Below are 24542 nucleotides of genomic sequence, written 5' to 3' on the forward strand. Positions count from 1 at the left end.
TGTGTTTATATACAGATTATTCAAATTTCTTTAACTTTATATCCCACCAATTTAGAGCTGAATTCAAAATTGATATAGGTGATTCCCCTTTGCAATACCCGTTAGCTTTGACAAAATCTTCAATAGTATTTGTAGCTTGTAGAGTATAGCCATCACTCGAAACAAGTTGAAAACCGTCAGAGGTTATTAAGTTAACAGATTCTTTAACTTCAGAAACTTCAACACAAATATCGTATTCTTTAAGTATATTATTTCGCTCTTTTTCAATGAATTCCTTGAAAATTGGTTCACTGGACTTCCAAACTTTAAATTGAACAAATAATTCTTCTTGCAAAGTAACATCAAAATTTTGAGCGTCTACTTTATGTAATACGTGACCGATTGTTCTAAGTAAGGTCACACATGAAAACCATAATATTTTAGCTTGCTGGTAGTCTTTAGCCTCTACGGCTTTTACAAAATAATCTTTAGCTGAAACACAATCATTAAATACTTCTCTAGACTTCATCTTCACTCCAGACATTGACCAACGCTCCGCTAAGCAGCGCAAAATGGTTGACTAAAATTAGCGAGGAACGAGCGCGAGCCAACTGTTGATCGTCCGTTCTTGAGCGGCTTGTTATACGCTATTTATAAAAACCAAGCATCGACATAATACGACTTACAAGTGTAGGTTTGTCGTTTGCACTTAACCAGAGGGTTGGTGAACCATCGTTTACAAAATCAAACTTATTCTCTCCAAGTTGTTGAAGAGGCCAAAAAGGTTCTAGACCATTACACATGTTCTCTATTGTTTCTTTTGGGAATTTTTTGACCATAAGCTGGGCTATTTCATCAGTCGAGAACTGCTTGATAAAAGTGTACGCTGTACTCGAAACCAAGCCTTGTGGTTCCAATGTAGGATCATAGAATTTATTATTGTAGCTAACGACAGCATGAGGATGATCTTTACCTTGAGCATCAGTGGCTGTAGCGAGTACATAATATATATCAACATATTTCTTCGCTAAGGTCTGCATGACCAAGCAAAAACAATTCATATAGCAGACATTAGGGACATTTAAACCAAACTTATCTACTAATTCTTCCAATTTTTTAGGCATTTTATCAATTTTCATTACTTTCCTTGGTAAACCTAACTTGGAGAGTTTTTGCGTATAACAGTGTATTAGTCTGTATTCTTACTAATACACATTTATAATTTAATTATTTTATAAAAACTATATCACAACAAACTTATAAAACAGTTAGATAGATTCAACATCAGATTGTAAATTGACTTTTTTATTTTGAAGATGTATTTACGGGGCTTGTGGGAAAGGGGCTAATCAGCCCCTTTTTTATCTCCGACCACCTCAATCAGGGCGTTATGCCTTGCCCGGCATTCGCCGTATAACAAGATAATATTTTTCTTCCATACCAAGTGAGCGCTTTTGTTTTTTGCGGTGGGGGTTGGCAGTTCGCTGCAGGGTTGGATTAATGCCTGGTCAATGGTAGGCTTGGGGAGTAGTTGTGTTGGCAATGGCAACGAGGTCTGAAGGATGAACAGCTCATTATCATCAAGCTGGCAGTCAGTATCATCAGGGTCTTGAGCTTGCACATATTCGATTATCCTTTTTTCAATCGTCTGTATTTTGGGTTGCTTGGCCAGTTCGTTTTTCCAGTAGGCCTCTGCTATTTGTTGGTTACTTTGATTTTTCTGTTTTACCGCATTAATGGCAACGGCCACCGCCTGGCCTTTCTCTTTTAAAAATTGCTGCTCGGCAACGGTATAACCGTTTTCATAACCCTGCTGTTTTACGTAGAAATAACCTGAGGTTAAACCCAACAGAGCAAGCGCAATCACTAATACAATAAATAGTGGCTTTTTAGCCTTGCCGGTTAATAAACTAAGGATCATTGTTATTGGCATTCTGGCCTCCTGTTTCCATGTAAAACTTAGCGAAGCCGACAAAGGTGGCGGTGATAATACCGTACTGAATAAAGGCCCATTCAGACTGTTCAATCATCGGTATTGAGAAAAAATAGTGATTAAACTGCAGCCACATATAAGCCATAAAAAAAGCAATAAGGCGCGGGAATATACGCCATTGGTTAAACTGTTTGGCGCTTAACATTAATAACTCCAAATCCAAGGGCGCGGACGGCTGAGCTGGTTGTTAAATCCGTCATATTCTACACAACGATACTGACAGAGGATGTAATGAATATAATGACGATAAAATATCGTTTTATTCAAATGCTGCGGGGATGATATTTATGGATTGGTGCACTAGTTTAATGGCGCATCATCCTGATATCACGGCAGAAGCAACTCGCAAGACCAATTCCGGTTGTATGATCAACTACACGGCAACATCATCGAAGACTACGGGTGAGCCAGAAAGTGGCAACACTCAAATCGACATTATTTTAAACAAGGTAGTAGTCTATTCGGGTCGTTTTTCCGACCCTGAATATTCGTTCTCAGGCTCGTTCCCTGCTCCCAAAGGTGCAGTCGAAGGTGATTCAGTCGCTGTCACAGCCTATTCTGCGGCTGAATGGGATAATGGTGGCGCGAGCTGACAATCTGCACTGTGATTTTGCCGAATGATCCGCTATGCGATGAACAACAAGGTACTGGCAGGTTTACTGGTGGTGGTAATATATGAGTGGATAACGTTCGAATTATCCGTAGCCTTACTATTCACTGCGATCTATTGCTTTCCAATAACCTTCAGGTCAACTGGAAGGGTAATAAATTCCACATGACAGAGCACCTGACAACAACTCAATGTTCCGATGATTCGGAAATAGTACAGTTTCCACCTGATGCGCCGCTTGATACGTTGAAAGGGGTTGGCACTGGCCGTCATCAGAATCAAGATGGTTATACAATTGAGTTCACCTTGGTTGATGCTGACGAACCAGGTGGCATGGATGAGATGGCCATTCTTATCTATGTGATACAGATACTAAGGAGGTCGTATTAGAGGCAGAACAGCAACGTCTTGAGGGCGACAATCTGCCAGCACATTACGACCCGCCACATAAATAAAAAGTATGCCAGTCCCTAAAAACCTAGCGAGTGCCAGTAAGGTTAGAAATAACGCTTACTATCGGAAAGCTGACATTGCGCCCTTCTTAACTGTTGGCTAAGTATTGCTTGAAGGGTTGGAGGCTGAATCACTTGATGCTGAGACTAAGGCAATCTGACGGTTTTCTGCTCGCTATTGGGATTAGCCAGCCTAGATTTGTCAGCTTAAGTTGAGTCTCGCAGACTGAACGCTCAGATCGACTATGTGCTAAGTGAACCCAATATTGTCATTGGCGGAGCGGAGGGGATATTAGTTGAAAATAACGGCTTACTGGTTAGCTGCTATAATATCAAATGAGAATGGTTTGCAATTACGCTATTGAAATATTTTATTATAAACGCAATGATAATTAGCACTATAAACACTAGCGTTCTAATTGTCATAACGATAATTAACTTTGATTCAGCTATAGGTAAAATCTTCATGACACATATATCTATAAAAGTTAAGCAGTATACCCCTGATATCTCCCTTAAACTGGCCAAGAATAAAGAAGATAATAAGTTTGCTGACTATCAGTCATTGATGGACTTTGATGTCGCCCGTCGCCCTTGGCGCGAAACATTAGCCCGTTCTTTTAAAACGGATAAGGAGCTCGCCAAGGTTTTTAACAATATTAACCGAGTCGATGATGAGGTCTATAAGGTCATTGCCACTCGTATTACGCCATATATTGCTCAGTTGATGGATAAGGACGATCAGGCTTGTCCGATCCGTATTCAATACGTACCTGAGCAAAATGAAATGGATGTAGCACCACAAGAGATGGGGGACCAGCTCGGTGAAGATAACATGATGCCAGAGGGGACCTCTATCGTTCACCGCTACCCCAATCGTGTGCTCTTTCTGGTACACAATATTTGTGGCGCCTATTGTCGCCACTGCACTCGCAAGCGCATGGTGTCAGATCCCTTGAATATTATCTCAATGGATAGGATCCGTAACTCAGTTGAATACTTACGTCAGCACTCGGAAGTGCAGGATGTACTGCTGTCTGGTGGTGACCCATTGTTGCTGACTGATGACAAGCTTGATCAGATCCTGTCCATGATCCGTGAGGCTAGGCCAGATCTGAAAATACTGCGGATCGGCAGCCGCTTACCCGCTCAGTTACCTACTCGTATTACGCCAGAGCTGTGTCAGGTATTGGTAAAAAACCGTGTCACCCTGCTTAATACCCAGATCAATCATCCCAAAGAGATCACACCACTGTTTGTTGAACATATGGCATTGCTGCGCAATAGCGGCATAATGCTGGGCAATCAAAGCGTGTTGATCAAGGGAGTTAACGACAGTGTTGAAGTGATGCGTGATCTGGTCATGGAGCTGATCTCCAATGGTATTCGTCCTTATTATGTGTATTCCATGGATCCCGCTCCCGGTAACAGCAAGTTTCAGGTCAGTTATGATCGTATGCTGGAGATCTACCATGGCATTCGAGGCTGGGTATCTGGGCCTGCCATTCCAACCTTTATTGTTGATGGTATTGGTGGTCTCGGTAAAATGCCGGTACAGCCGGAATACGTCCGTAAGCAAGAAATCGATGGTGAAACCAAACTCATCGCGACTAACTTTGAAGGGCGCAGCGTCGACATGACGTTCCTACTAAGTCAACTACCCCCCCCTAAAGGGCCAGGCTTGTAAGAGCCTTATTGTTGACCAGACTAAACATTAAATTGTTACGTTAGGAAAGAATGCATAGGCACCACAGGATGACTTTCGCTAGTCCTGTGCTCTGCGGATAACGATTAAACAGGCGTAAGGGTGAAGCCGGTGTCGTTATCATTAAACCTTTCTATAACATTGTCGAAGCGTAATTTACCGGCTCAGGCCGAGAACGTATTAAAAGGTAACCTAGTGCAACGAGTTTTTGTTTTAAGCAATACGCAACAACCGCTTATGCCTTGCCATCCGGCACGGGCCAGAGAACTGTTGCGCCAAAACAAAGCGGCTGTTTTTAAACGCTATCCGTTTACGATTGTGCTGCATGATCGGGAAACGGGCTATATACAGCCGATTGAGGTAAAACTTGATCCCGGCAGTAAAACGACCGGAATAGCACTTAATCTGCACGGTAAAAAAGGGATAAAAACGGTTTGGGCGGCGAATTTAAGCCATCGAGGCCATCAGATCACAGAAGCAATCACAGCAAGATCACAACAGCGCCGGGCACGCCGCAGCCGAAATCTACGTTACCGCAAGCCGCGCTTTTTAAACAGAGCAAAACCAAAAGGCTGGTTTGCGCCAAGTATATTAAGCCGGGTGCATAACTGTGAAACCTGGATCTATCGCTTAATTAAAATGGCGCCGGTTACTTTATCAGCCATTGAGACGGTGCGGTTTGATATGCAGCTCATGGAAAATCCTAATATTGCCGGGCTTGAATATCAACGCGGTACCTTATTGGGATTTGAATTAAGAGAATATTTATTGCAGCGAGATAACCATACCTGCCAATACTGCGGAGGGGCCTCAGGCGACAAGATATTAAATATTGATCATAAGCATCCTCGCGCCAAAGGCGGTTCTGACAGGTTAGCTAACTTAATACTGTCTTGTCATAGTTGTAATGGAGATAAAAATGCCACACTGATCCCTGATTGGCTTAAACAGGTTAAAAAATCCAAGAGCAAGCTTAATATTGCCCGGGCAAAACGATTACCGGGGATCATCGCTAATAAGGTGAATGCTTTGCGTGATGCCGCAGCGGTCAACGCGACACGCTACAAAATTGGCGATATTGTCAAAGCATCTGGCTTGCCGGTTACATTTTGGAGTGGCGGCCGAACCAAGAAGAATCGCACTGAGCAAGGTTACCAAAAGGATCACTGGATTGATGCAGCTTGTGTGGGCGAGTCTGGGGAACGTGTTTTTATTGCGAAATCACTTAAACCAATACTGATTAGCGCAACAGGCCATGGCAGCCGCCAGATGTGCCGGGTAGATAAATACGGTTTTCAGCGAACAAGCGCCAAGAAAAACAGTTGTGTTGCCGGTTTTAGTACAGGAGATATTGTCAAAGCAGTCGTGCCTGGCGGCAAAAACAAGGGAACTTATACCGGTCGCATCGCAGTACGCGCCAGCGGTTATTTCAATCTAAAGTCAGAAAACATTGTAATTCAAGGCATCAAACACCAGCACTGTCAGATCCTGCATGAACGAGACGGATATAATTATCACTAACTAGAGGAAGTGCAAGCAATTCCTCCTCCCGCTAAAGCAGGAGGTATCCTTGCCCAAAAACTGATGAATAATCATACACTCTTTTAACTATGCTATTTTTCCTGCTATACAGCTGTGAGTAGAATATAAGTAGCATAAACATTCTTTTTCCGTCATCTCTAAAATATACCTACCTACATTTACCTTTTTTTTGATCTCTATGAGGGAGCGAAATACTGACATTAACGCCTATTACTCAGCCCTTTTACAAAATTACAACCATGCGGGCCACCAGCTTCTCCTAAATAATCACAACTCCCAAACCCACAAATAACCAAATTTCGTGGTCTGTTTTTCGCTAAGCCTAAAGAAATCAGCATTTTATAAAATCCAGAGATTTTAAACGTGTTAACCTGTCTTAAACAAGCATAAAAATTTAAACCTACCACAAGGAGTTGAGCATGATTACTTATTTTTACTGGGCTGTTGTTATCGGGATAATGGCGGGATTGGGCCTTCTATTCGGTAAGAAACAGAAATGGAAAGCTGCCATGATTGCGTGTTCCATTGTGTTTTTGACGGGTTCTCTGGCTTACTATTTTCATTTTCAGCAAGTTTTTGTAAAACATTATGGGGGAGTGATGTCAATTACTGTACCGGATGGTCAGCAACATATTGCCGCGACCTGGAAAGACAATAATTTGTGGATTGAAAACTATGATCCAAAAACCAATACCTGCCATTTTAACGAGTATTCCAAGGGCAACTTGTTACAGGGAAAAGTGACCATTAAAAATTGTTATCCCGTCGCTTTGCAGCAAAGTGTACCGTCCAGTGCTCCTTAATCAGCACAAGAAGATACTGTCACCATGACAACAAAAGCATAGCGCGTAGGGTGCATTCTATGCACCCTACCGATAAAATCATAGCAAATGCATTAACAAAGTAATCAGATTTACTCTTCAAAATCATCCCGGTGACTTTATGAGCGTAAATTTTTCCTTTGAAGCAACTGCTCATAAATTTAATGCTTTTGGTATCAGCACAATGAAGATACTAATAGGGTTCTTAATTTCGCAAGAAAGACAGGACATATACTTTTTAAATCATTATATTAAAGGAAATATCATACTAGAATTAAAAATTACTAATATTAAACCGTGCAAAAATCAAAGGTTAAATAGACAATGCCGGTTGAGTAAATCGAGTGCAGAGAACAAAAAAACCAAGGTATTTTGTGCCTCTTCAGCCTTAGAAAACCAACTCGCCCCCTCAAAGCGCCATAGATTTCTAAGCGGCTTTAGCCCCCTTTGCGACTGACAAAACAAAGTGGCCAAATTCACTTGGGCACGAAGACGCGAGCAATTGGTAATAAGCGAGCGCAATACGTCACGCTTGTTCGCTAAAAGATCAAAAAAAGTAACCAGCAGCGTCATCGCATGACTATTTTGTGATTTCAAGAGCATTCCTATAGCGCATAAGGCTTTATAATATAGGCTAAAGTCAGATTAACAGCACAGCATGAGAACGAGGGATTTTAGAAAAAGTTGTCCGGAATCAGTTCAACACTATACAATCGCACCTACAATTAATTGATAAATTATTAAGTAATATACTCTATGAAAAAAAAAGCAAGAAAATGTCTAGCTCTTATTGGGTTTCTCTAGATTGGCTGTTATGAATACCCCCGTCATTGTCGGCATAGGGGCTTCTGCTGGCGGCTTTGAAGCATTGAAAGAATTTTTTTCTCATGTGCTAACGCCTTGTAACATCGCATTTGTTGTCATCCAGCACCTTGACCCCACGCACAAAGGGATGATGCCTGAGCTGCTGCAACGCGATACACCGATGACAGTAAAACAAGCTCGCAACAATATGAAGGTAAAACCCAACTGCGTGTATGTGATCCCACCTAACAAAGATTTATCGATCCTTCACGGGGCATTATTTCTGTTAGAACCGGTGGTTAATCGCGGGATCCGGTTACCCATTGATTCATTCTTTCGATCGTTGGCCGCTGATCAGCATGAACGCGCTGTGGGTGTTATTTTGTCAGGCATGGGATCCGATGGCACACTGGGTTTACGCGACATCAAAGAAAATGCAGGACTGTCTCTGGTACAGTCACCTGAGTCAGCCAAATTTGATTCAATGCCTCAAAGTGCTATTAATGCCGGGCTAGCTGACATCATAGGCCCTGCTGAAACACTACCTGAACGGATTATAGCGTTTCTCAAACATAGCCCCAGAGGTGTTCCGAACAAGCTTGAACCGATATTAAAAGTCAAGTCAGCCAGCGCAATAGAGCAGCTCATTATTATACTGCGTGAACGTAGTGGAAACGACTTCTCACTGTACAAGAAAAATACCATATATCGTCGTATTGATCGGCGTATGGGTCTACATCAGCTTAAAACCATCGCACTCTATGTCCGCTATCTGCGTGAGAATCAGCAAGAACAAGACCTGTTATTCAAGGAACTGTTAATTGGAGTAACCAATTTCTTTCGTGATAAAGACGTTTGGGCGCAGCTCAAGTCAACCTCACTGCCAGCATTATTGGCCAATTATCCTGAAGGTAAAGAACTGCGGGCATGGGTCACCGCTTGCTCTTCCGGAGAGGAGGCTTACTCTCTCGCAATGACGGTAATGGATGTATTGGATGAAATTAAGCCCAAAGGGCGTTTCAAATTACAAATTTTTGCTACGGATCTTGATGAGGATGCAATCAATATAGCAAGGAAAGGCTATTATTCGGCAGCCATTGAGGCTGACGTATCCTCACAGCAATTGGATCGTTATTTCATTAAAGATGGAAGTGGTTACCGTATAAACAAGAAAATTCGTGACATGGTGATCTTCGCACCACAGAACATCATTATGGATCCCCCTTTCACCCGATTAGATATTCTCACCTGTCGTAATCTTCTGATTTATCTTGCACCGGAATTACAAAAAAAGTTGATCCAACTGTTCCACTACACATTAACTTCTCATGGGCTTTTGATTCTGGGCAATTCTGAAACTATTGGTAATTCCACCTTATTGTTCTCAGAAATTAAGGAAAACTCACGGATTTACACGCGCATTGACAGCCCTAGACAGCAGACGGAAGTCGACTTTCCCACTCGGATATTTCCGATCGTACCCCTGGCAGAAAATGAACATGAGAGAACCAGTAATATGACGAAAAATATTACCAATCTACAAACGCAGGCAGATCAAATTCTGTTGCAAAACTATTCACCAGCAGCGGTGTTAGTCAATGCGGCCGGCGACATTATCTACATCAATGGTCGTACCGGAAAATATTTAGAGCCTGCTGCGGGCAAAGCCAACTGGAACATTCACGTGATGGCGCGTGATGAACTACAACGTCAGCTTGAGCTCGCTATAAAGAAAGCACAGATGCAGGTAGAGCCAGTTATTATTGAAAATATCACAGTAGATACACACACTATCAATTTGACGGTACAAGCTATTACGAAGCCAAAAGAGTTGCTTGGCTTAATAATGGTGGTGTTTACTGAAGTCGTGACGCCGACCAAGCCGCGACGCAGAAAACCGGGGGCTGCGGAAAAAGAAAGTCAGGCTGAACTGCAACTGGCGCATGATGAAATACAATCCCTTCGCGAACAAATGCAATCCTCTCAGGAGGAACTAAAGTCCGCCAATGAAGAGTTGCAATCAACGAATGAGGAGTTGCAATCTACCAATGAAGAATTGACTACCTCTAAAGAGGAGATGCAGTCAATGAATGAAGAATTACAAACCGTCAACACCGAACTGCAATCCAAAGTTGATGATTTATCATGGGTCAACAATGACATGGAGAACCTGCTTAATAGTACGGAAATTGCCACGGTTTTTCTGGATAACGGACTACATGTACGGCGCTTTACCGACCATGCCACTCACCTGTTCAAACTGATTCCAAGTGATGTGGGCCGACCACTGTCCGACATTGTCACGGATCTGGATTATAAAAATCTACAAAAAGATGCGAAGGAGGTGTTGAAGACATTGGCCTTCGTAGAAAAAGAGATAATGGCTAACAATAAACGCTGGTTCAAAGTCCGCATCATGCCTTATCGTACCCAAGAAAATGTGATTGACGGCGTGGTGATCACCTTCACCAATATTAGTGAAGCCAAACTGCTTGAGTCAGAATTACGTAAGACAAGGCCTAGCACATGAAGACGCCTGCAAAGTCAACCAAGCGATCCAGTAAAACGTTACGCCAGCGCGCAGAAGCACAACTGAAAACACAATCGGTGAGCAGGAAAACTATTCCTAGCGACTATGAGGCCAAAAAGATACTACACGAATTGCAAGTTCATCAGATTGAACTAGAAATGCAGAATGAGGAGTTAAAGCAGGCACGGATAACCGAAAAATTACATTATCGCTACACCGAGTTATTTGAATTTGCACCGATTGCCTACTTTTCTTTCGACCTTAAGGGCGTCATCAATCAGGTCAATTTACGAGGAGCGAGCCTATTGGGTATTGAACGCGCTAACCTGGTAGGAAAACAGTTTTCAAACTACCTAACAGCCCAACATCGTGATAACTTCAACCGGTTTCTGACAAAAGCATTTGCGGGTGCTGGCATACAATCCTTTGAGGTCTTAGCACAGGTTGGCAAGCATAAGCGTTGGCTGGGTATCGAAGCCAATCTCGGCATTACCGAAACAGACTGTCTTGCCGCGGTGATTGACATTACCGACCGTAAACTCGCGGATGAAAAAATCAAACTTGCCGCCAATATATTCACTCATACGCTGGAATGCATCTTTATCTGCGATGAAAATGGCTATATTCTTGAGGCTAATAAGGCCTGTTGTGATGCGACCGGTTATTCAAAAGAGGAGCTGCTGCAATCACATGTCAGCATATTTGCAAGCAGTGAACGTGACAGTATAGAGGCTGCATCACAAAAAAATAATAGCTGGCATGGAAGTCTGTCATATCGCACAAAAAGTGGCGAAATTCATTATTCCTGGACAGACGTGTATGTTATTGAGCTCGAAGAAAAAGGGGTACACCGCCGTATCAGCTCCTTTCTCGATTTAAATCAAAATAAAAGAGTTGAGCCCAAAATACAGTTTTTATCAAAATATGATCCGCTGACCGGGGTATTTAACCGTATTGCTCTGTTTAACCGATTGGAGGAAGTAATAGCCCGGGCAACCTTTAATCAGCGAATGATGGGGGTGCTGTTAGTGGATATTAATGGCTTTAAGGTGATTAATGAACAGTATGGGCAGAATGCGGGAGACATGGCTCTGCAACAGATTGCAGAACGTCTTAAAAGCTGTATTTCTGAAAAAGACACTGTTGCGCGTTTTGGTGGTGATGAGTTTGTTATTATTGTTGATGAGTTGCTTAATGAACAGGATGTGGCTGATGTCGCGCAAAGTATTGCCGTGCAATTTGAGCGACACTTTGAAATTGGTCATTTATCTATCCCTCTCTCTGCGACGGTAGGTATTGCCCTCTGTCCTGACGATGGCAATGATATAGACACGCTATTAGGCAACGCGGAAAAAGCGATGCAGCGCGGAAAATCCCATCTTCACGTCACGCGGGAGGGTGATTCTCGTACCGCTCCAGCACCATCATTAAAACGTGGCAAGCAGTCAGCTAACACCACTACCTATTATTTTTATACTAAAAAGTTGACCCAATATTCACGGCAGCAGGTTAAGTTTACAGAAGCGTTAAAAAAAGCATTGGCGCAGGATCAGTTTGAGCTGTACTACCAGCCTCAGTACGATCTGAGTAAACGGCAAATTGTCGCGCTGGAAGCGCTGTTATGCTGGAATCACCCGCAGCGTGGCGCGCTAAATTCGGACAGCTTCATCAGCCTGGCTGAACATTACGATTTAGCGGTGCCGATCGGTCTTATTATGATCCGTAAAGCCGCACTGCAGGCGGTAACCTGGCAGAAAGCGGCGATTAATTTCGGACGTATTGCCATTAATTTAACCGATGTGCAATTATCACACTTCAGTTTTATTGGGGATCTGCAGACTATTCTTCTGGAAACGAAGTGTTCAATAGAATGGCTGGAGTTTGGAATCGATGAAGTGATTTTTAAAAGTGATAACCCGACCGTTTATGAAAATTTGATCAATCTCAGTAAGATGGGCATCGCACTGACCGTTGATAAATTTGGTGCAGATCGTCCACTTTTCAGGCTGTTTGACCAGTTAACAATCGATAAATTTAAAATATCACCACATTCTACCGAGGAGAGGCATGTGGACTTTGTTAACCGTGCGCAACAGGATGGGTTGCTTGTTCTGTCCCGCTCATTAGGTGTGACGGTCGTTTCTGACTCGCTTGCGAATAGCATGGACGGTGAGCCCGCAATACCGAATAAAAGATCTAATAAATTTGAGCCGGTCGGTCAGCAGTTGCACAGTAAAGCGATGAAGGCTTCTGAAATTACTTTTTATCTGCGCTGTCATAAACGTAAATAAACGCTCTTTTTTAAAAATAGTGGTAAAAGCCATGGGCTCGCATCTTTTCTTTTGCCATTTTCAAGTTGAAATGGGGTAGAAAGAGACTTAAACAAAGCAAAAGTATTAAGTCTCAATGTACCCCTAAGCGCCTGAATAGTGAAAAATTTAAGCTATCACCACGCTCTATTTTCCCGAAGCAAGCCACGCAGTAGCCAAATGAATTAAATAAGAGGTTTACTGCTTCCCTGTTCAGCTTTAATAATGCTCTGCACAGTTGATAGTGAGGTGGAAAGTTCCTCCATTATTTAACCTTTTTTCGTTGTTCCCCCCCCCCAATTGCGAGTACTTATACCAATCCGCATAAGTAAATGGTCTAAAATTGCGCAGGAAAAAGCAATGATAGTAAGACGTTTGATTGAGCAATAGCTGGCTATTGGGATTGAAAACAACGACGCTAGCATTAATTTTAACAAGTAAGATAGATCAGATAGTTATGCGGATTGGTATTATACCAATCCGCATAACTAAATGGTCTAAAATTGCGCAGGAAAAAGTAATGATAGCAAGACGTTTGATTGAGCAATAGCTGGCTATTGGGATTGAAAACAACGACGCTAGCATTAATTTTAACAAGTAAGATAGATCAGATATTTTAAAGTACGATTCAAAGCGGAGCAGTCGCCTGAAAATGCATCGCATCACGGCCCCAAAATACGCCTGCAGACAACCATCCTTCTTTTGCAAAACACTCAATGACTTCAATCGGCATTGTCGCTGTGGCAGGCCATGCGGTTTTGTTGCCATTCTTTCCTGCATTAATATCAATCGCATTACACCAGGCGTGCATAGACCACGAGTTTAAACTGCCACGTTTCAACCTTGGGTTGTATAACCCATTGTATACCAGTATTCCTGCTGCTTTTCGCGATAATTGATCGGGGTAAATCGTGGCTAAATTTTGGAATACACGCAGTAAACTGGCTGCACACTTGTTATGTACTCGCAGCGTTTTTATTGGGGACTGATCATAATAAATAGTGAATGGCAGAGTGATTTTTCTGGTTGGAGGGGTATACACGCCCTCTTCACCATGTTCCCCAAAAAACGCTAAGAATTCAGAAGAGCCTTCAACAGGAAAAGGATGCGTTGCCGGCATTAAATTTTTCAGATACTGCTGGCATGCAGCAATACTGTGCGGCCCCCAAAAACCATCACCTAGTGCACCGATACGTTCTTGTGTATGAATAATCTCAGTTCTGTTCATAGTAAACTACCTCCGTTACGGAATTAAATGAAATCTGTGTGCGTATACTCCGAGTAATAGTGATAACTAAATTAGTTGATATAGTTATAGTATAATTCCCTATAAAAATAAGGAATGACCTTATTGATAGTCGTTAACTAATTTTATCTGTTTGGAAAAATCTAGCATGTGTATTTTGTTGTGTAAAAACAATACATTTCACGCAGTCTTGCACTTATAAAAATCTTATGACTCGCTGAACTAAAAAATATCGGATTGCACAACAGGTTAGACTTGTTAGCACATAGAGACTGTTATTATTTATCAGAGAAAAAAACGCTAAATCGGTTTGTGCCCCTTTGCATATCAGAAACCTATCGATTATTGGCCAATATTACTCAACCAAACAGTACGGCTAACGGCACTCAATAGAGCCTTTAACATCAAAGAGCCCAATAAAATATGGGTGACTGATTTTACTTATGTCAGAAGCAATTGCGCAGCAGCAATTGAGGACATCCATCAATTAAAATGACTCTCATTTAATGGAAAGACTCATACCAAACGCATTAAATTTATGATCAGTTACTTCAAAGGAAAAATTTACGCTCAAAAAGCCGCCGGGATGATTTTGAATAGTAAATCTGATAATGCATTTCGTATGATGTTATCGATAGATTGCATTTTATGCACCGCAGGCAGCGACAATCGGTGCAGCGAATAAGCGACAGCTTAGTATCTGAGCAGACACCCTACGAGCGATGCGTTTATGGTCATAGTGCGTGCTAGTTGACGTTCAAATAAGACAGCCATTAAATTTATGATCAATTTTAAATAATAAATCTGCTCACTTAATTAATGTGTTTACTATGATAATTTTTGATAGGATGTTGAAGCAGAGGATTAATGTAAAGATCGATGCAATACATTCTTCTTGGTAATCCAATATTTTCCCGTATGTTCAGCGTAAGAGTCTCATTCTTCTAACGACCCCACCGCACTATGATAATTTCCACCAAAACCACTCGCTAATTCACACCCGATCTCGCCATGTATTGAATAGAGGCGGCTGCAACGCAGACAAACTTCTTTATCGGATAACTCACTGTTTTATAATCATTAACATACAAAACCAGATAATAGTAATTAGGCATAAGCGCAGGTATCGATATTAAAAATAAAGATTAAAAATGAAGATTAAAAATGAAGATTAAAAATAGAAGGCGTTCGACCATACATTGTCTGCGATATTAAAAACTTTGCCCGTTGAACTTATCCTTAGCGCATAAAAAAGTACGACATACACAACGGGAAATACAATGAAAAATTTTTCGGGAATAAATTTGAACAGCTTCAGCTGGCTTCTAAGAAGTGAATAACAGGGATGTTATTGATAAAGTAAGCAGGGAAATCGGTGTTGCACTAAATGGCTTCATAATGAGCTCCTCATCATTCAAAACAGTGCCTGAACAAAATATAGAAGCGGATTAATATTTAGGTAATGAGATGGCTGTCCAGCGATTAACAGTTCAAATTGATATTAAAGAACAAAAAGCTAAGGCGCAATGTGCGCCTTAGAAACCTGCAAATTTATTTGACTACTACACAGCAAGAAAAGCAGATGCGTAAGTTCAAATCACAGGGACAAGCTCAACAGTTTTGAAGTTGTCATAGGGTAGTGAATAATCTATTTATTTTTGGTCACCATTTCTTTAAAGCAAAACATTATAGAGCTTTCAGTGAATGCTCCTTTTCTGAATGGAATTAGGTTAGTAGCGTCTAAAATTTAGATTAAAATGTATTTGACTGAATTTAATCGATTCAGTTCTATAAGTTAACAATCCCCTCCCTACTCATGGGAAGTTTGTTGCTATTGCATTACTTTGCTTGTTGACGTTTATTAATAAACTGTTGAATGTGTGTTACTACATCCGTCATAGAAAGCTCATTAGCTAGGTATCTGATACGGTACAGAGATATTAGTGGTAAATCATCAATAGGCTGATCGAGTAGGGCTTTAAGTTGGTTTTGTTCGCTGTTCGGGTTAACATCTTGGTTGTTTAAATCTGACATATATTGTTGGTTCCTTATATTGTTTAAATAGTTGCCCTAAAAAAGGGCTTGCGTATAACGCACAGTGTAGAAATTCGTCTGAGATACTAAAGTGAGGTTAAATAAAAAAGCGAGTTACGCACTAAACTTTAATATTTCCTCACACATTGTCTGTACTACCGTAAATGTTGTAAAACAGACATAAGCACCACCTGTATGTGACCTTTTTAATAGGCCATCACTTTCTCAGCTAATTTTACCCTACAACTATAAATAATCATAGCACGTGATTGTGCTACATCTTGATTCGGTTGGTATCATGAATACTCACTGCATATTCTACTGGTACAGTGAACTTCACGGGCCCGTTTCGAATTATGCGATAATCTGCGGATGAAAAATTTAAATATTTATACCGATTAGCGTTATGCTACACAAATCATTCGTCACACGCTTTGGCTTTACACTTAGCTTTCGGGACACCATTTAACTTAAGGCAAAGCATTATAGGGCTTTCCGCCAATATTCTTTTTCTGAATGGAGCAGATGAGTGACGTCCAAAATTGAGGATAAAGTTAAAATATTTAATTTATACTCATCTAAATCAGATAAATTGACAGTACTATTAAGAGTATAAACCTAACTCATTTTGTGCCCCTGAGTCACTTATCCCCTCCCCACATTTGCCCGTATCAAGCATGATCTTATTCAAATAAATCGTCATCTGCTAAAAATAAAAGATGCTTAAATCATCCAAAACACCGTATTTCTACGCTAGAATAGTTACAACTTATCACTGCTCAAAAAACTCAGATTAATACCCACTAATTAAATTTAGCAGTATAAATATAATTACACATCAGCAAAACACAACGCCACCAAAACCAATTAAAATTAAAACCAATTAAAATTAAAATCAATAAGTTAAAAAATAAAGATCTAAAATACTTCATACTACAAGTGACACCACATAACGCATCACTGCATCATATTTTATATAGAAACTTAGCGATATCACTTAATCATAACGAAAGTGATGCTACTACTTGCCGCTATGGTTAGTTTGCTCCTGTGATATTTTTATCTGAAATAGTGAGATATGATTCATTTTGTATTTTGCTTATTTATTCACTATCTTAACTAAGTTATGTTGATTGATTATTAAAGGAGATTCAGATGATCACTGTTGATACGCCAACTGGGTTTAAATGGAATGATGTAAACAGCAATTGGGTTAAGCACTACCTAACTCGAAAAACAGCCCTGCTGCAAAAACTGACCAGTGGCATAGGCGTAGATATAAATAATATGAATGAGTTTCAATTTCAGCAAGTCTGCCAACTATTAGAAACAACAGCTGACGGCAGAGAGTTACGAAATAAAATGTTCAAGGCCTGGCGTAGTAAAAAATCACGTGACAGTGATAATGGCAAGAAGCTTTATACTTTTAACCTATCAATAAAAGCGGGTAGCTATCTTAAAAAAATAGCCAAAGATAACCCTATCAATCAAACATTAGAGAAACTTATTTTTGCAGGAAAATTAACATCGGAAGATCAAGCTGATAAATATAAGCATAACATTGCTCAGCTCACCCTTCAGAATGAAAAACTAGTCGCACAGTTAGCACAAATCCCCTTAGCATCACTTCCTGTCGAAGATGAAATGCAAGCACATACCAATAGCGACTTACTGGTAAAAGAATTAGCGGGACTAGAAAAATCACAATTGATAAAAAAAATATTATTATTGCAGCGTAAATTAAATCAGTCCTAATATTTGAGACACCAAAATACTGGCGGGATCTCCCCTTTCAAAAAACTACAATATAGATCGGAATTGTACGACATAGCCGAAAGAGGAAAGATCAATACAAAAAAAGTTGACCTCCTTCCGGCGATCAACCTTTTATTTTTTATGGTATTCACCTTTATGCTCAGGGCGTGGAAAGAACGTCAGCAGCTTCATGCGCCATGATCTTATGAACGGCCTTAGTCGGATGTATGCCATCCCAGAACAAATAGCTATCAGGTTTTTTGCATTTGTAGGGGGGATCATTTGGTTTTATGCAGGGAACATCCGTGACTTCGATCCCGTAATCATCAGGATTGGTGATTATTTTATTAAGCAGAGCGTACGCATCAAAAATACGTACATCAATATTGGGCAATAAATTCAGATTTTCCTGAAGATTCTGAAGAGCGAAATTAAATGCATTAGTCAAATCGGTTGCAGCCCCAGCCAGCCCCGGAAACCTGTAATCCAAAACTTTTACAGCAGGCGTTTGGCCTATATCAGGTACATTCATCAACAGAAACTGACTGGCACCTCGAGAAGAAAGCTCCTCGATAGTATTATAAATCTGAGAAATTGCACCGCCAATTACAACTGAAGGAAATGGCGACATTAGTGCATCCTGCACATCATTAGCACCGAATTCAACAACAAACAAGGTATCAGCCGAGGCCGTTGAAAAGTCCATCAGATACGCATCGAGCTGATCTGATAAGTTGAAGCGGCAGGCTAAATAACCTGCCCTTGCACCTCCGACCGCATAATTGCGGGCTTTCAATCCGTCATTTCTCAATGCCGGGCGCACGGATCCGGCCAGCCCTTTACTGCGTGCCATCTCTTCTATCCAGGTTGCACCATTGCTGACATGATGGCCACCTTTGGCATAGGAGCCATCGGGTATGAATAAATCATCCAACTTATCATAGGGCGGGACATTTATCGCCGTACCTAAACCGCAATTTTCATCGAAGCCAAAGCGTGATGGATCGGACAATATAACAAATGCATTACCGGTATCACTTAGGCTAGTACCAAATACGACTATGCTATCGTAAGGTTTTTGCCGGGCAACTGACTCCCCGGTGGCAAATATACCCAAAGAGAATAAAAACAGCATAAAAATAGTTCTAAAGTATTTTATTAACACCATGATGATCTCCTAAATTTATCAGTACAAATATTTTTTATTCGAATATATGGGCAAGTCCCGAAATGACGGTGAATTCCACTCGGTCACGAATAAAAGGTCGCCCCTGAGTATAGGACGAATAAAAAATCTGTATGCTGAGAGTGAACTACTTAGCCATAAATGACTGAGCTTCAAAGGAAGATGCCTAAGCAACTAACTTTTCTTTTTTGACGCTTCGTTGGCGACTGCTAGCTGAGCTTTTGGCTCGGCTAGTCTTACGTTTGCCTCCACATCCATTATCTGACTTGGCGACTAAAACGCCCTTTTCAGATAACACCGTTCCAGTGTCTAAAATAAGATTAATTGCCCGTTTCTTGATGACCAATGACGCATTATTATCTGCGTTGTCAGTATTGCCACAGCTTCCGCACACCAATAAATCTTGTGATTTTCGGTTGCTCGGGTGAGTGTAATCGCATTTGGCGCACTCCTGACTGGTGTATGGGGCTGGTATCTTGAATACAGCTTTACCTGCTTGGTAAGATTTGTATTTTGTATATGACTCGATGACATGCCAACCAACATTTAAAATAGCTTTGTTAAGCCCTGCTTTTTGTTTGGCCTTGTTGGGTATAAATCTGCCTCGTTCGTCTTGCTTTGCTTTTGGCCTGCGTACCATGTTTGATGTTTTAAGCGCCTCGAAAAAGGCTGGACATCCATATCTTATGTTCTTTTAAATCATTACGTTAAAACAAATATCAGATTCTAATTAATATTGCAGTGTACTCCTGAGCAAAAAACTGGCGTACGACCTCAGTCAGTTTCCAATTTCTGTGTCACTGCACTTAGCAAGTTGACAGACTCAGTGCATTCAGCAGAGACTCACCGTATAATGCGCTACCACTCAGATTTTACGATTAAGGCCATGTTTAATGCCAATCACTAGCCAAACCTGTTTAACAGAATTTGCTGGGCCAAGCCAAACTCACCAGCACTTCAAAATATTTAAGCCATATGGTTTTTTAAGCCAGTTTGTACCTGAAGCACGAAAGAAGAAACATCTGCTAGGCGAACTATTTAACTTCCCCGATAAAACCATGGCGATTGGGCGATTAGATCACGACTCCGAAGGGTTATTGTTACTTACTACCGATGGTTTAATGAGCCACAAAGTCAGAAGCAAAGGCATAGAAAAAGAGTACTATGTGCAAGTTGATGGCGCTATCACAGCGACCGCAATGTCACTGCTACAAAATGGGGTTGAGATTGGTATTAATGGCACTAAATACCTCACCCTGCCTTGTAAATCGTTTAAGCTTGACGGTGAGCCTCAACTTCCCACTCGAGGCCGTAAAATCCGCGATTCGAGACATGGCCCGACTAGCTGGATCTCGATCACTCTCTGTGAAGGGAAAAATCGCCAGATAAGAAAAATGACGGCTGCGGTGGGCTTTGCCACTTTAAGACTGGTAAGAGTTCGGATTGGCGACATCCATATCGAGAGCATGATTGCCGGTGACGTTGTCACGCTAAGCAATTTTGACGCGGCACTTAATCGCTAACGCCTCAAACATCAAACCCAACTTTGCCCTTATCCGTGTGAGTAGCGCCTTTACAAATAGGGTGGACTCAAGCCGATACTAGAGCCTACAAAACAGGCAATGGATTTGTGTGGCAAACAAGCGCTAATTCCGACAGTCAATTATATTCAATTCAGCATCAAATAACGCTTCCGAATGATGTAATGGACTGTCCGCAGGCCCTTCGATTAAACATAAACTGCACTGCTATTTATGGCATATATTGCCTGGAATAAGGAAGTTAACTGCCTGCTCACAATGATCTCTTTCAACTGTTCGTATAACGCCATATTTGTGGTCATCCTTAACAAATTTTTTATAGAGCTTATTAGATTAAGATCAAACAAATATGAGCGTTAATCACAACGGGATATTAACGGTGCATTTCCGGCCATGACACTTTTTCTTTAGCAATCGCGTTCCGGCAGCTTGTTTGTTCATTACCGCTGTAATTTCGACATCCCCAAAATTCCCCCCGCGCACTTTTTCGCAGCACCATTTCCGCTCCACATTTTTCGCAGAGCGGATAAATATTATTACAGCTTTTATTTAAACAGACTTTAAAACCTTTATGACGGGTTCTGGACATCACACCCTGACAACTTTCACAGACTCTTTCTTTATGATCACAGCGCGGAAAGTATGAACAACAAGAAAAGGTGCCAAAACGAGTTGAGTGAGTCTTTAGAGTACCCGTTTCACAGACTAAACAGCGAATCTGATCAACAAAAGCTTGATTAACGGTTATTCCAAATTCATTAAGTTCAACATCATGATCGTTAATAAGCTCTTTAACGAAATAGTTTGCGTCACTCATATCAGCAATAATATAGACCCTTCGTTTTGCCCGTGTTAAAGCGACATAAAATAACCGCCGTTCTTCTGCATATGCAAATTTTTCTTCCTTTGCCAGTAACGCATTCAAAATGGGTGGGGTTACCTTACTGGAAGGGAAACCATGCTTGCCGGATTTTAACCCCATGATCACCACAAAATCAGCTTCCTTACCTTTAGCCGCATGAAATGAGTGCGTTTCGATATTAAGCCGCGGGTATTGATTATTTAAATGGCACAGGGTTGCTTTTTTGGGTAATTGAAACCAGAAACGTGCGAGTAAATAGACCGTTGCGGGTTTATCAACCTGACCAGCAATAGCCGTTAACACGTCATCAACTGCGCCATTCGCTATTTCATCAATTATTTGTTCACCTTCCACCGGTAAACCACCCGCGCTCTTTCGTAATATTGAAACAGCCGGTCTATCGACCTTTTTATTCGACTTAATGGTTTTATTTATTTGTGCCGGATTTTTACCCACAAAATCAGTCGCCACTCGCCCAATGCTATTGTTAAATCGAAAGGTCAGATCTAATGCCGACTGCGTTGTCGGGCCAAAATAATTCTCAAAGCCGGTTGTCAGTGTTAGATCGGCACCACTAAACCGGTAAATGGCCTGCCAATCATCGGCAACAGCAAAAACAGAGCAGCCTTTCTTACTGTCACGCAAAGCCTTCACTAAACGCGCTCTCGGCTCTGAGATATCCTGGAATTCGTCGACCATAATATAACGCCAGGGAGAAATAAATTTTCCGGTCTCGACATAGGCAAGTGCTTTGATAATCATGTCTTCAAAGTCTATTTCATTGCGTTTTAATAACCTTGCCTGATAAGCCGTTAAAATAGGTTTAAGTAATTCAAAGGCTTTTTTTGTTTTTATTGGATCACTGGCGTTGTTGATCACCCATTTTTCGGACCGTTTATCCAGACAAGCAGCTTTATAAAGCCCGATTAATTTAGCAAAAATCTCCGCCAGTAAGGTCATCCGGCCGGTCTCTTTTAAACCGGCTAAGAGTTGCGCATCGGGGAACCATTGATAGACAATATTTTCATTTTTCAGGCTTTTCTCAAGGGAAGTCAGCAGCCGCCCTTGTTTATGCTGCGCATAGGTTAACTCAATGCATTTGCTGTTATTTTTCCGATGCGTTTTACGCTTCCATGCGATCGATGCATGGTATTCCTGTTTATTAATATAAGGCGCTGTATCGCCATTTTCATCTATTCCATAATATTCAATATAAATATTTAATGCCGGCAGAAAGAAATCAGGCTGATATTGTCTGGCCGCGACGGTTTTCACTTCAAATGCATAACTGGCCTCATATTGATATTCAATGCCATGGTTGCATAACCAATTTGCAATATGCAGCTCACCAAAACTTTTTACCTTATCGCCCTTTAGACTGCGAATATCGTTATCGGTTAGATATCGGTAATATTCACCCAGGCTGGTAAATTCAAAATAGTTTTTTTCGACGTAATAATATTCACTGAAATACGCCATCAGCAGATCAGCGTATTTACCTTGCTTTTCGATCAATGTCTCGAAACAAGCCTGTACCCATTTAGCCTTCACTTTCTGATCTTCTGCAAACACCGATAAATCAGGCTTTCCGCCTTCAACCTGCGCAATAATATCAAGCCCAAGGCGATGAAAGGTTGTCGCGCTGATATCGCTTTGCAGCTTCTCTTTTATTCTTTGATCCATTTCATCAGCGGCTTTTCGACCATAAGCTAATAACAAAATGTCAGTGTGCTTAGCCTGCTCACTGTTAAGCAGGTAACCTGCCCGACCAACCATCACACTGGTTTTACCGGTGCCCGCGCCCGCTAATAACAAATTATTGTCGTTATCAATAATACAGGCTATACGCTGCCTTAGTGTTAAGGGCTTTGTTTCAACCTGGTCAAAAAAGCCTTGGTATTTTTTTAACTGCTTACTGATGTAGGCTTTCCGGCACAGGGTTATATCTTGTTCCTGCCAATGCTGATATTGGGCTAACGCCTTAATTTTTTTTGTAAGACTTTCTACCCCCTGGCTTGAACTCGCCCAGGGAAACCATCGGTTATATTCTTTAGCAATCGCCGGTTGCATATTTTTAAACGTCGAGTGACGTAGATAACGATGACTTGTGACTTTTTTTATTTTAGTTAATAAGCCCAGCAAGCGATTTTTATTTGCCTCGGCCCACCAACGTTCACAGTCCGTTTTATGCTTTTTTTCACAGTTATAAGCAAGATAATTTAGCACATAGGTTTGCTCGGCAATGCGAAAGCTGAGGGTTTTACCCAACCATCCAAAGGTGAATGCTGGCGGTGAAATCAAGGCTTGCCAGCTGATTTTTGTGGGGATATTTTTAACCGAGAGTACGAGCCCGTTTGGGCCGATAGAGATTGTTGCGGAGTGACCGAATAAATGGCCAAAAACAGTTGAAGATATTGATTTCATTATGATAGAAAACCTAAATACAGAGAGAATACAGAGAAAAATACACTGGTTATTCTAACAGTACTTATAGTAAATCCGTGATATTTATTGACCATTTAATGACTGAAATTGATTAAAGGATAATGGCGCAAACACTTAAGAATAAGGGGCCCGTTATTATTGCAGTAAACCCGGCCTCAATGCTCGGCAGTAAAATGGTACAAGAAGGCTTTGGTGTGGCGGGTGGTGACTTGAAAATAGGCGCAAAAATATTAATGCGGCTGGCATTGGACGAGGAATTCGCAGGTTTTGTTCTCCGCACCCGGACGGATTGAATTTACAAAAATCAGCCGAGTTGGTTGCCACCATCGAAAGTATTTTCTCCGGCATTAAACACTAAAGGGTATTTATTAAACCAACGATAATTACCCCTAGGGTGCATTCTGCGCACCGATTAACGAAGCCGACACCGTCCTTTATTTAACCCCTGGGCTTGTGCGCAACAATCATAGCTTGCGGTGCATAGAATGCACCCTACCGGTAACATAACCCTAGGTTGTTATTTCGCGCACCGATTCCCGAGGCCGACACCGTCCTTTATTTAACCTCTGGGCTTGTGCGCAACAATCATAGCTTGCGGTGCATGGAATGCACCCTACCGATGACATTACCCGTAGGGTGCGCTCCGCGCACCGATTAACGAAGCCGACACCGTCCTTTATTAACCTCAGGGCTTGTGCGCAAAAATCATAGCTTGCGGTGCATGGAAT

General features: G+C 41.4%; 20 protein-coding genes and 1 pseudogene. 11 read left to right on the plus strand and 10 right to left on the minus strand.

The window, feature by feature from the left end:
* Window positions 1-16 precede the first annotated feature (16 nt).
* The 4 genes from CXF72_RS04045 to CXF72_RS04060 all read right to left on the minus strand — a co-directional run bounded on the left by CXF72_RS04045 (window position 17) and on the right by CXF72_RS04060 (window position 2117).
* Window positions 17-508, minus strand: a complete 492-nt coding sequence (locus CXF72_RS04045) for a hypothetical protein (RefSeq protein ID WP_101036999.1) — start codon at window positions 506-508, stop codon at window positions 17-19.
* 118 nt (window positions 509-626) lie between these two features.
* Window positions 627-1118 (minus strand): hypothetical protein, encoded by a 492-nt coding sequence (locus CXF72_RS04050; protein WP_101037000.1) that lies wholly within the window; start codon window positions 1116-1118, stop codon window positions 627-629.
* 206 nt (window positions 1119-1324) lie between these two features.
* On the minus strand, window positions 1325-1912 hold the full coding sequence (locus tag CXF72_RS04055) for a hypothetical protein (RefSeq protein WP_101037001.1): 588 nt from the start codon (window positions 1910-1912) through the stop codon (window positions 1325-1327).
* Entirely contained in the window at window positions 1890-2117 is a 228-nt protein-coding gene (locus tag CXF72_RS04060) for a hypothetical protein (protein ID WP_198552492.1), read from the minus strand. The genes CXF72_RS04055 and CXF72_RS04060 overlap by 23 nt, the downstream gene beginning before the upstream one ends.
* 142 nt (window positions 2118-2259) lie before the next feature.
* On the opposite strand from CXF72_RS04060, the gene CXF72_RS04065 reads away from it, so the two are divergent.
* The 5 genes from CXF72_RS04065 to CXF72_RS04085 all read left to right on the plus strand — a co-directional run bounded on the left by CXF72_RS04065 (window position 2260) and on the right by CXF72_RS04085 (window position 7084).
* The gene (locus tag CXF72_RS04065) at window positions 2260-2565 is read left to right on the plus strand and encodes a hypothetical protein (RefSeq protein WP_157823182.1); all 306 of its coding nucleotides are present in this window, start codon (window positions 2260-2262) and stop codon (window positions 2563-2565) included.
* Between the two features lie 86 nt (window positions 2566-2651).
* Complete coding sequence (locus tag CXF72_RS04070) at window positions 2652-2972, plus strand: hypothetical protein (protein ID WP_101037003.1); 321 nt, start codon at window positions 2652-2654, stop codon at window positions 2970-2972.
* Window positions 2973-3500: 528 nt separating this feature from the next.
* Window positions 3501-4721 (plus strand): KamA family radical SAM protein, encoded by a 1221-nt coding sequence (locus tag CXF72_RS04075; RefSeq protein WP_101037004.1) that lies wholly within the window; start codon window positions 3501-3503, stop codon window positions 4719-4721.
* A 129-nt stretch (window positions 4722-4850) separates the two neighbouring features.
* A complete protein-coding gene (gene iscB, locus CXF72_RS04080) occupies window positions 4851-6260 on the plus strand; it encodes an RNA-guided endonuclease IscB (RefSeq protein WP_198552493.1) in 1410 nt (469 codons plus the stop codon).
* 440 nt (window positions 6261-6700) lie between these two features.
* The gene (locus tag CXF72_RS04085) at window positions 6701-7084 is read left to right on the plus strand and encodes a hypothetical protein (RefSeq protein ID WP_101037005.1); all 384 of its coding nucleotides are present in this window, start codon (window positions 6701-6703) and stop codon (window positions 7082-7084) included.
* 324 nt (window positions 7085-7408) lie between these two features.
* Here CXF72_RS04085 and CXF72_RS19255 read toward each other — a convergent pair whose 3' ends face one another.
* Window positions 7409-7699, minus strand: coding sequence for a hypothetical protein (locus CXF72_RS19255; protein WP_157823183.1), 291 nt, complete (start codon window positions 7697-7699; stop codon window positions 7409-7411).
* Window positions 7700-7916: 217 nt separating this feature from the next.
* Here CXF72_RS19255 and CXF72_RS04095 point away from each other — a divergent pair, with 217 nt between their 5' ends.
* Both CXF72_RS04095 and CXF72_RS04100 read left to right on the plus strand, forming a co-directional pair.
* Entirely contained in the window at window positions 7917-10436 is a 2520-nt protein-coding gene (locus tag CXF72_RS04095) for a chemotaxis protein CheB (protein WP_101037007.1), read from the plus strand.
* The gene (locus tag CXF72_RS04100) at window positions 10433-12727 is read left to right on the plus strand and encodes a sensor domain-containing protein (protein WP_101037008.1); all 2295 of its coding nucleotides are present in this window, start codon (window positions 10433-10435) and stop codon (window positions 12725-12727) included. The genes CXF72_RS04095 and CXF72_RS04100 overlap by 4 nt, the downstream gene beginning before the upstream one ends.
* Before the next feature lie 646 nt (window positions 12728-13373).
* On the opposite strand, the gene CXF72_RS04105 is transcribed toward CXF72_RS04100, so the two are convergent.
* Window positions 13374-13973 (minus strand): M15 family metallopeptidase, encoded by a 600-nt coding sequence (locus CXF72_RS04105; RefSeq protein ID WP_101037009.1) that lies wholly within the window; start codon window positions 13971-13973, stop codon window positions 13374-13376.
* Between the two features lie 1585 nt (window positions 13974-15558).
* On the opposite strand from CXF72_RS04105, the pseudogene CXF72_RS20195 reads away from it, so the two are divergent.
* A pseudogene (locus CXF72_RS20195) lies at window positions 15559-15720 on the plus strand (IS6 family transposase); the annotation flags it as partial.
* Window positions 15721-15830: 110 nt separating this feature from the next.
* On the opposite strand, the gene CXF72_RS04110 reads toward CXF72_RS20195, so the two are convergent.
* Window positions 15831-16025, minus strand: a complete 195-nt coding sequence (locus tag CXF72_RS04110; RefSeq protein ID WP_101037010.1) for a hypothetical protein — start codon at window positions 16023-16025, stop codon at window positions 15831-15833.
* Between the two features lie 1155 nt (window positions 16026-17180).
* Between CXF72_RS04110 and CXF72_RS04115 the strand changes: the two genes are divergently transcribed.
* On the plus strand, window positions 17181-17780 hold the full coding sequence (locus CXF72_RS04115) for a hypothetical protein (RefSeq protein ID WP_101037011.1): 600 nt from the start codon (window positions 17181-17183) through the stop codon (window positions 17778-17780).
* A 160-nt stretch (window positions 17781-17940) separates the two neighbouring features.
* On the opposite strand, the gene CXF72_RS04120 is transcribed toward CXF72_RS04115, so the two are convergent.
* Together CXF72_RS04120 and CXF72_RS04125 are read right to left on the minus strand one after the other, a co-directional pair.
* A complete protein-coding gene (locus CXF72_RS04120; RefSeq protein WP_101037012.1) occupies window positions 17941-18948 on the minus strand; it encodes an SGNH/GDSL hydrolase family protein in 1008 nt (335 codons plus the stop codon).
* 184 nt (window positions 18949-19132) lie between these two features.
* Complete coding sequence (locus tag CXF72_RS04125) at window positions 19133-19606, minus strand: transposase (protein WP_232784872.1); 474 nt, start codon at window positions 19604-19606, stop codon at window positions 19133-19135.
* Between the two features lie 253 nt (window positions 19607-19859).
* Here CXF72_RS04125 and CXF72_RS04130 point away from each other — a divergent pair, with 253 nt between their 5' ends.
* Complete coding sequence (locus CXF72_RS04130; protein ID WP_101037013.1) at window positions 19860-20489, plus strand: pseudouridine synthase; 630 nt, start codon at window positions 19860-19862, stop codon at window positions 20487-20489.
* A 391-nt stretch (window positions 20490-20880) separates the two neighbouring features.
* Here the strand turns inward: CXF72_RS04130 and CXF72_RS04135 are convergent, their stop codons facing one another.
* A complete protein-coding gene (locus CXF72_RS04135) occupies window positions 20881-23793 on the minus strand; it encodes a UvrD-helicase domain-containing protein (RefSeq protein WP_101037014.1) in 2913 nt (970 codons plus the stop codon).
* 122 nt (window positions 23794-23915) lie between these two features.
* Between CXF72_RS04135 and CXF72_RS04140 the strand changes: the two genes are divergently transcribed.
* Window positions 23916-24107, plus strand: coding sequence for a hypothetical protein (locus CXF72_RS04140; protein WP_198552494.1), 192 nt, complete (start codon window positions 23916-23918; stop codon window positions 24105-24107).
* Window positions 24108-24542: the final 435 nt, after the last annotated feature.

Source organism: Psychromonas sp. MB-3u-54 (genome assembly GCF_002836415.1).
Taxonomy (GTDB): domain Bacteria; phylum Pseudomonadota; class Gammaproteobacteria; order Enterobacterales; family Psychromonadaceae; genus Psychromonas.

Bases quoted from the DNA above. Each gene is read 5' to 3' on its own strand.
- CXF72_RS04120 (WP_101037012.1), bottom strand. From the start codon at position 18,948: ATGGTGTTAATAAAATACTTTAGAACTATTTTTATGCTGTTTTTATTC.
- CXF72_RS04130 (WP_101037013.1), top strand. From the start codon at position 19,860: ATGCCAATCACTAGCCAAACCTGTTTAACAGAATTTGCTGGGCCAAGC.
- CXF72_RS04140 (WP_198552494.1), top strand. From the start codon at position 23,916: ATGGCGCAAACACTTAAGAATAAGGGGCCCGTTATTATTGCAGTAAAC.
- CXF72_RS04110 (WP_101037010.1), bottom strand. From the start codon at position 16,025: ATGTCAGATTTAAACAACCAAGATGTTAACCCGAACAGCGAACAAAAC.
- CXF72_RS04125 (WP_232784872.1), bottom strand. From the start codon at position 19,606: ATGGTACGCAGGCCAAAAGCAAAGCAAGACGAACGAGGCAGATTTATA.
- CXF72_RS04100 (WP_101037008.1), top strand. From the start codon at position 10,433: ATGAAGACGCCTGCAAAGTCAACCAAGCGATCCAGTAAAACGTTACGC.
- CXF72_RS04060 (WP_198552492.1), bottom strand. From the start codon at position 2,117: ATGTTAAGCGCCAAACAGTTTAACCAATGGCGTATATTCCCGCGCCTT.
- CXF72_RS04085 (WP_101037005.1), top strand. From the start codon at position 6,701: ATGATTACTTATTTTTACTGGGCTGTTGTTATCGGGATAATGGCGGGA.
- CXF72_RS04055 (WP_101037001.1), bottom strand. From the start codon at position 1,912: ATGCCAATAACAATGATCCTTAGTTTATTAACCGGCAAGGCTAAAAAG.
- CXF72_RS04065 (WP_157823182.1), top strand. From the start codon at position 2,260: ATGGATTGGTGCACTAGTTTAATGGCGCATCATCCTGATATCACGGCA.
- CXF72_RS04135 (WP_101037014.1), bottom strand. From the start codon at position 23,793: ATGAAATCAATATCTTCAACTGTTTTTGGCCATTTATTCGGTCACTCC.
- CXF72_RS04075 (WP_101037004.1), top strand. From the start codon at position 3,501: ATGACACATATATCTATAAAAGTTAAGCAGTATACCCCTGATATCTCC.
- CXF72_RS04105 (WP_101037009.1), bottom strand. From the start codon at position 13,973: ATGAACAGAACTGAGATTATTCATACACAAGAACGTATCGGTGCACTA.
- CXF72_RS04095 (WP_101037007.1), top strand. From the start codon at position 7,917: ATGAATACCCCCGTCATTGTCGGCATAGGGGCTTCTGCTGGCGGCTTT.
- CXF72_RS04045 (WP_101036999.1), bottom strand. From the start codon at position 508: ATGAAGTCTAGAGAAGTATTTAATGATTGTGTTTCAGCTAAAGATTAT.
- CXF72_RS04050 (WP_101037000.1), bottom strand. From the start codon at position 1,118: ATGAAAATTGATAAAATGCCTAAAAAATTGGAAGAATTAGTAGATAAG.
- CXF72_RS04115 (WP_101037011.1), top strand. From the start codon at position 17,181: ATGATCACTGTTGATACGCCAACTGGGTTTAAATGGAATGATGTAAAC.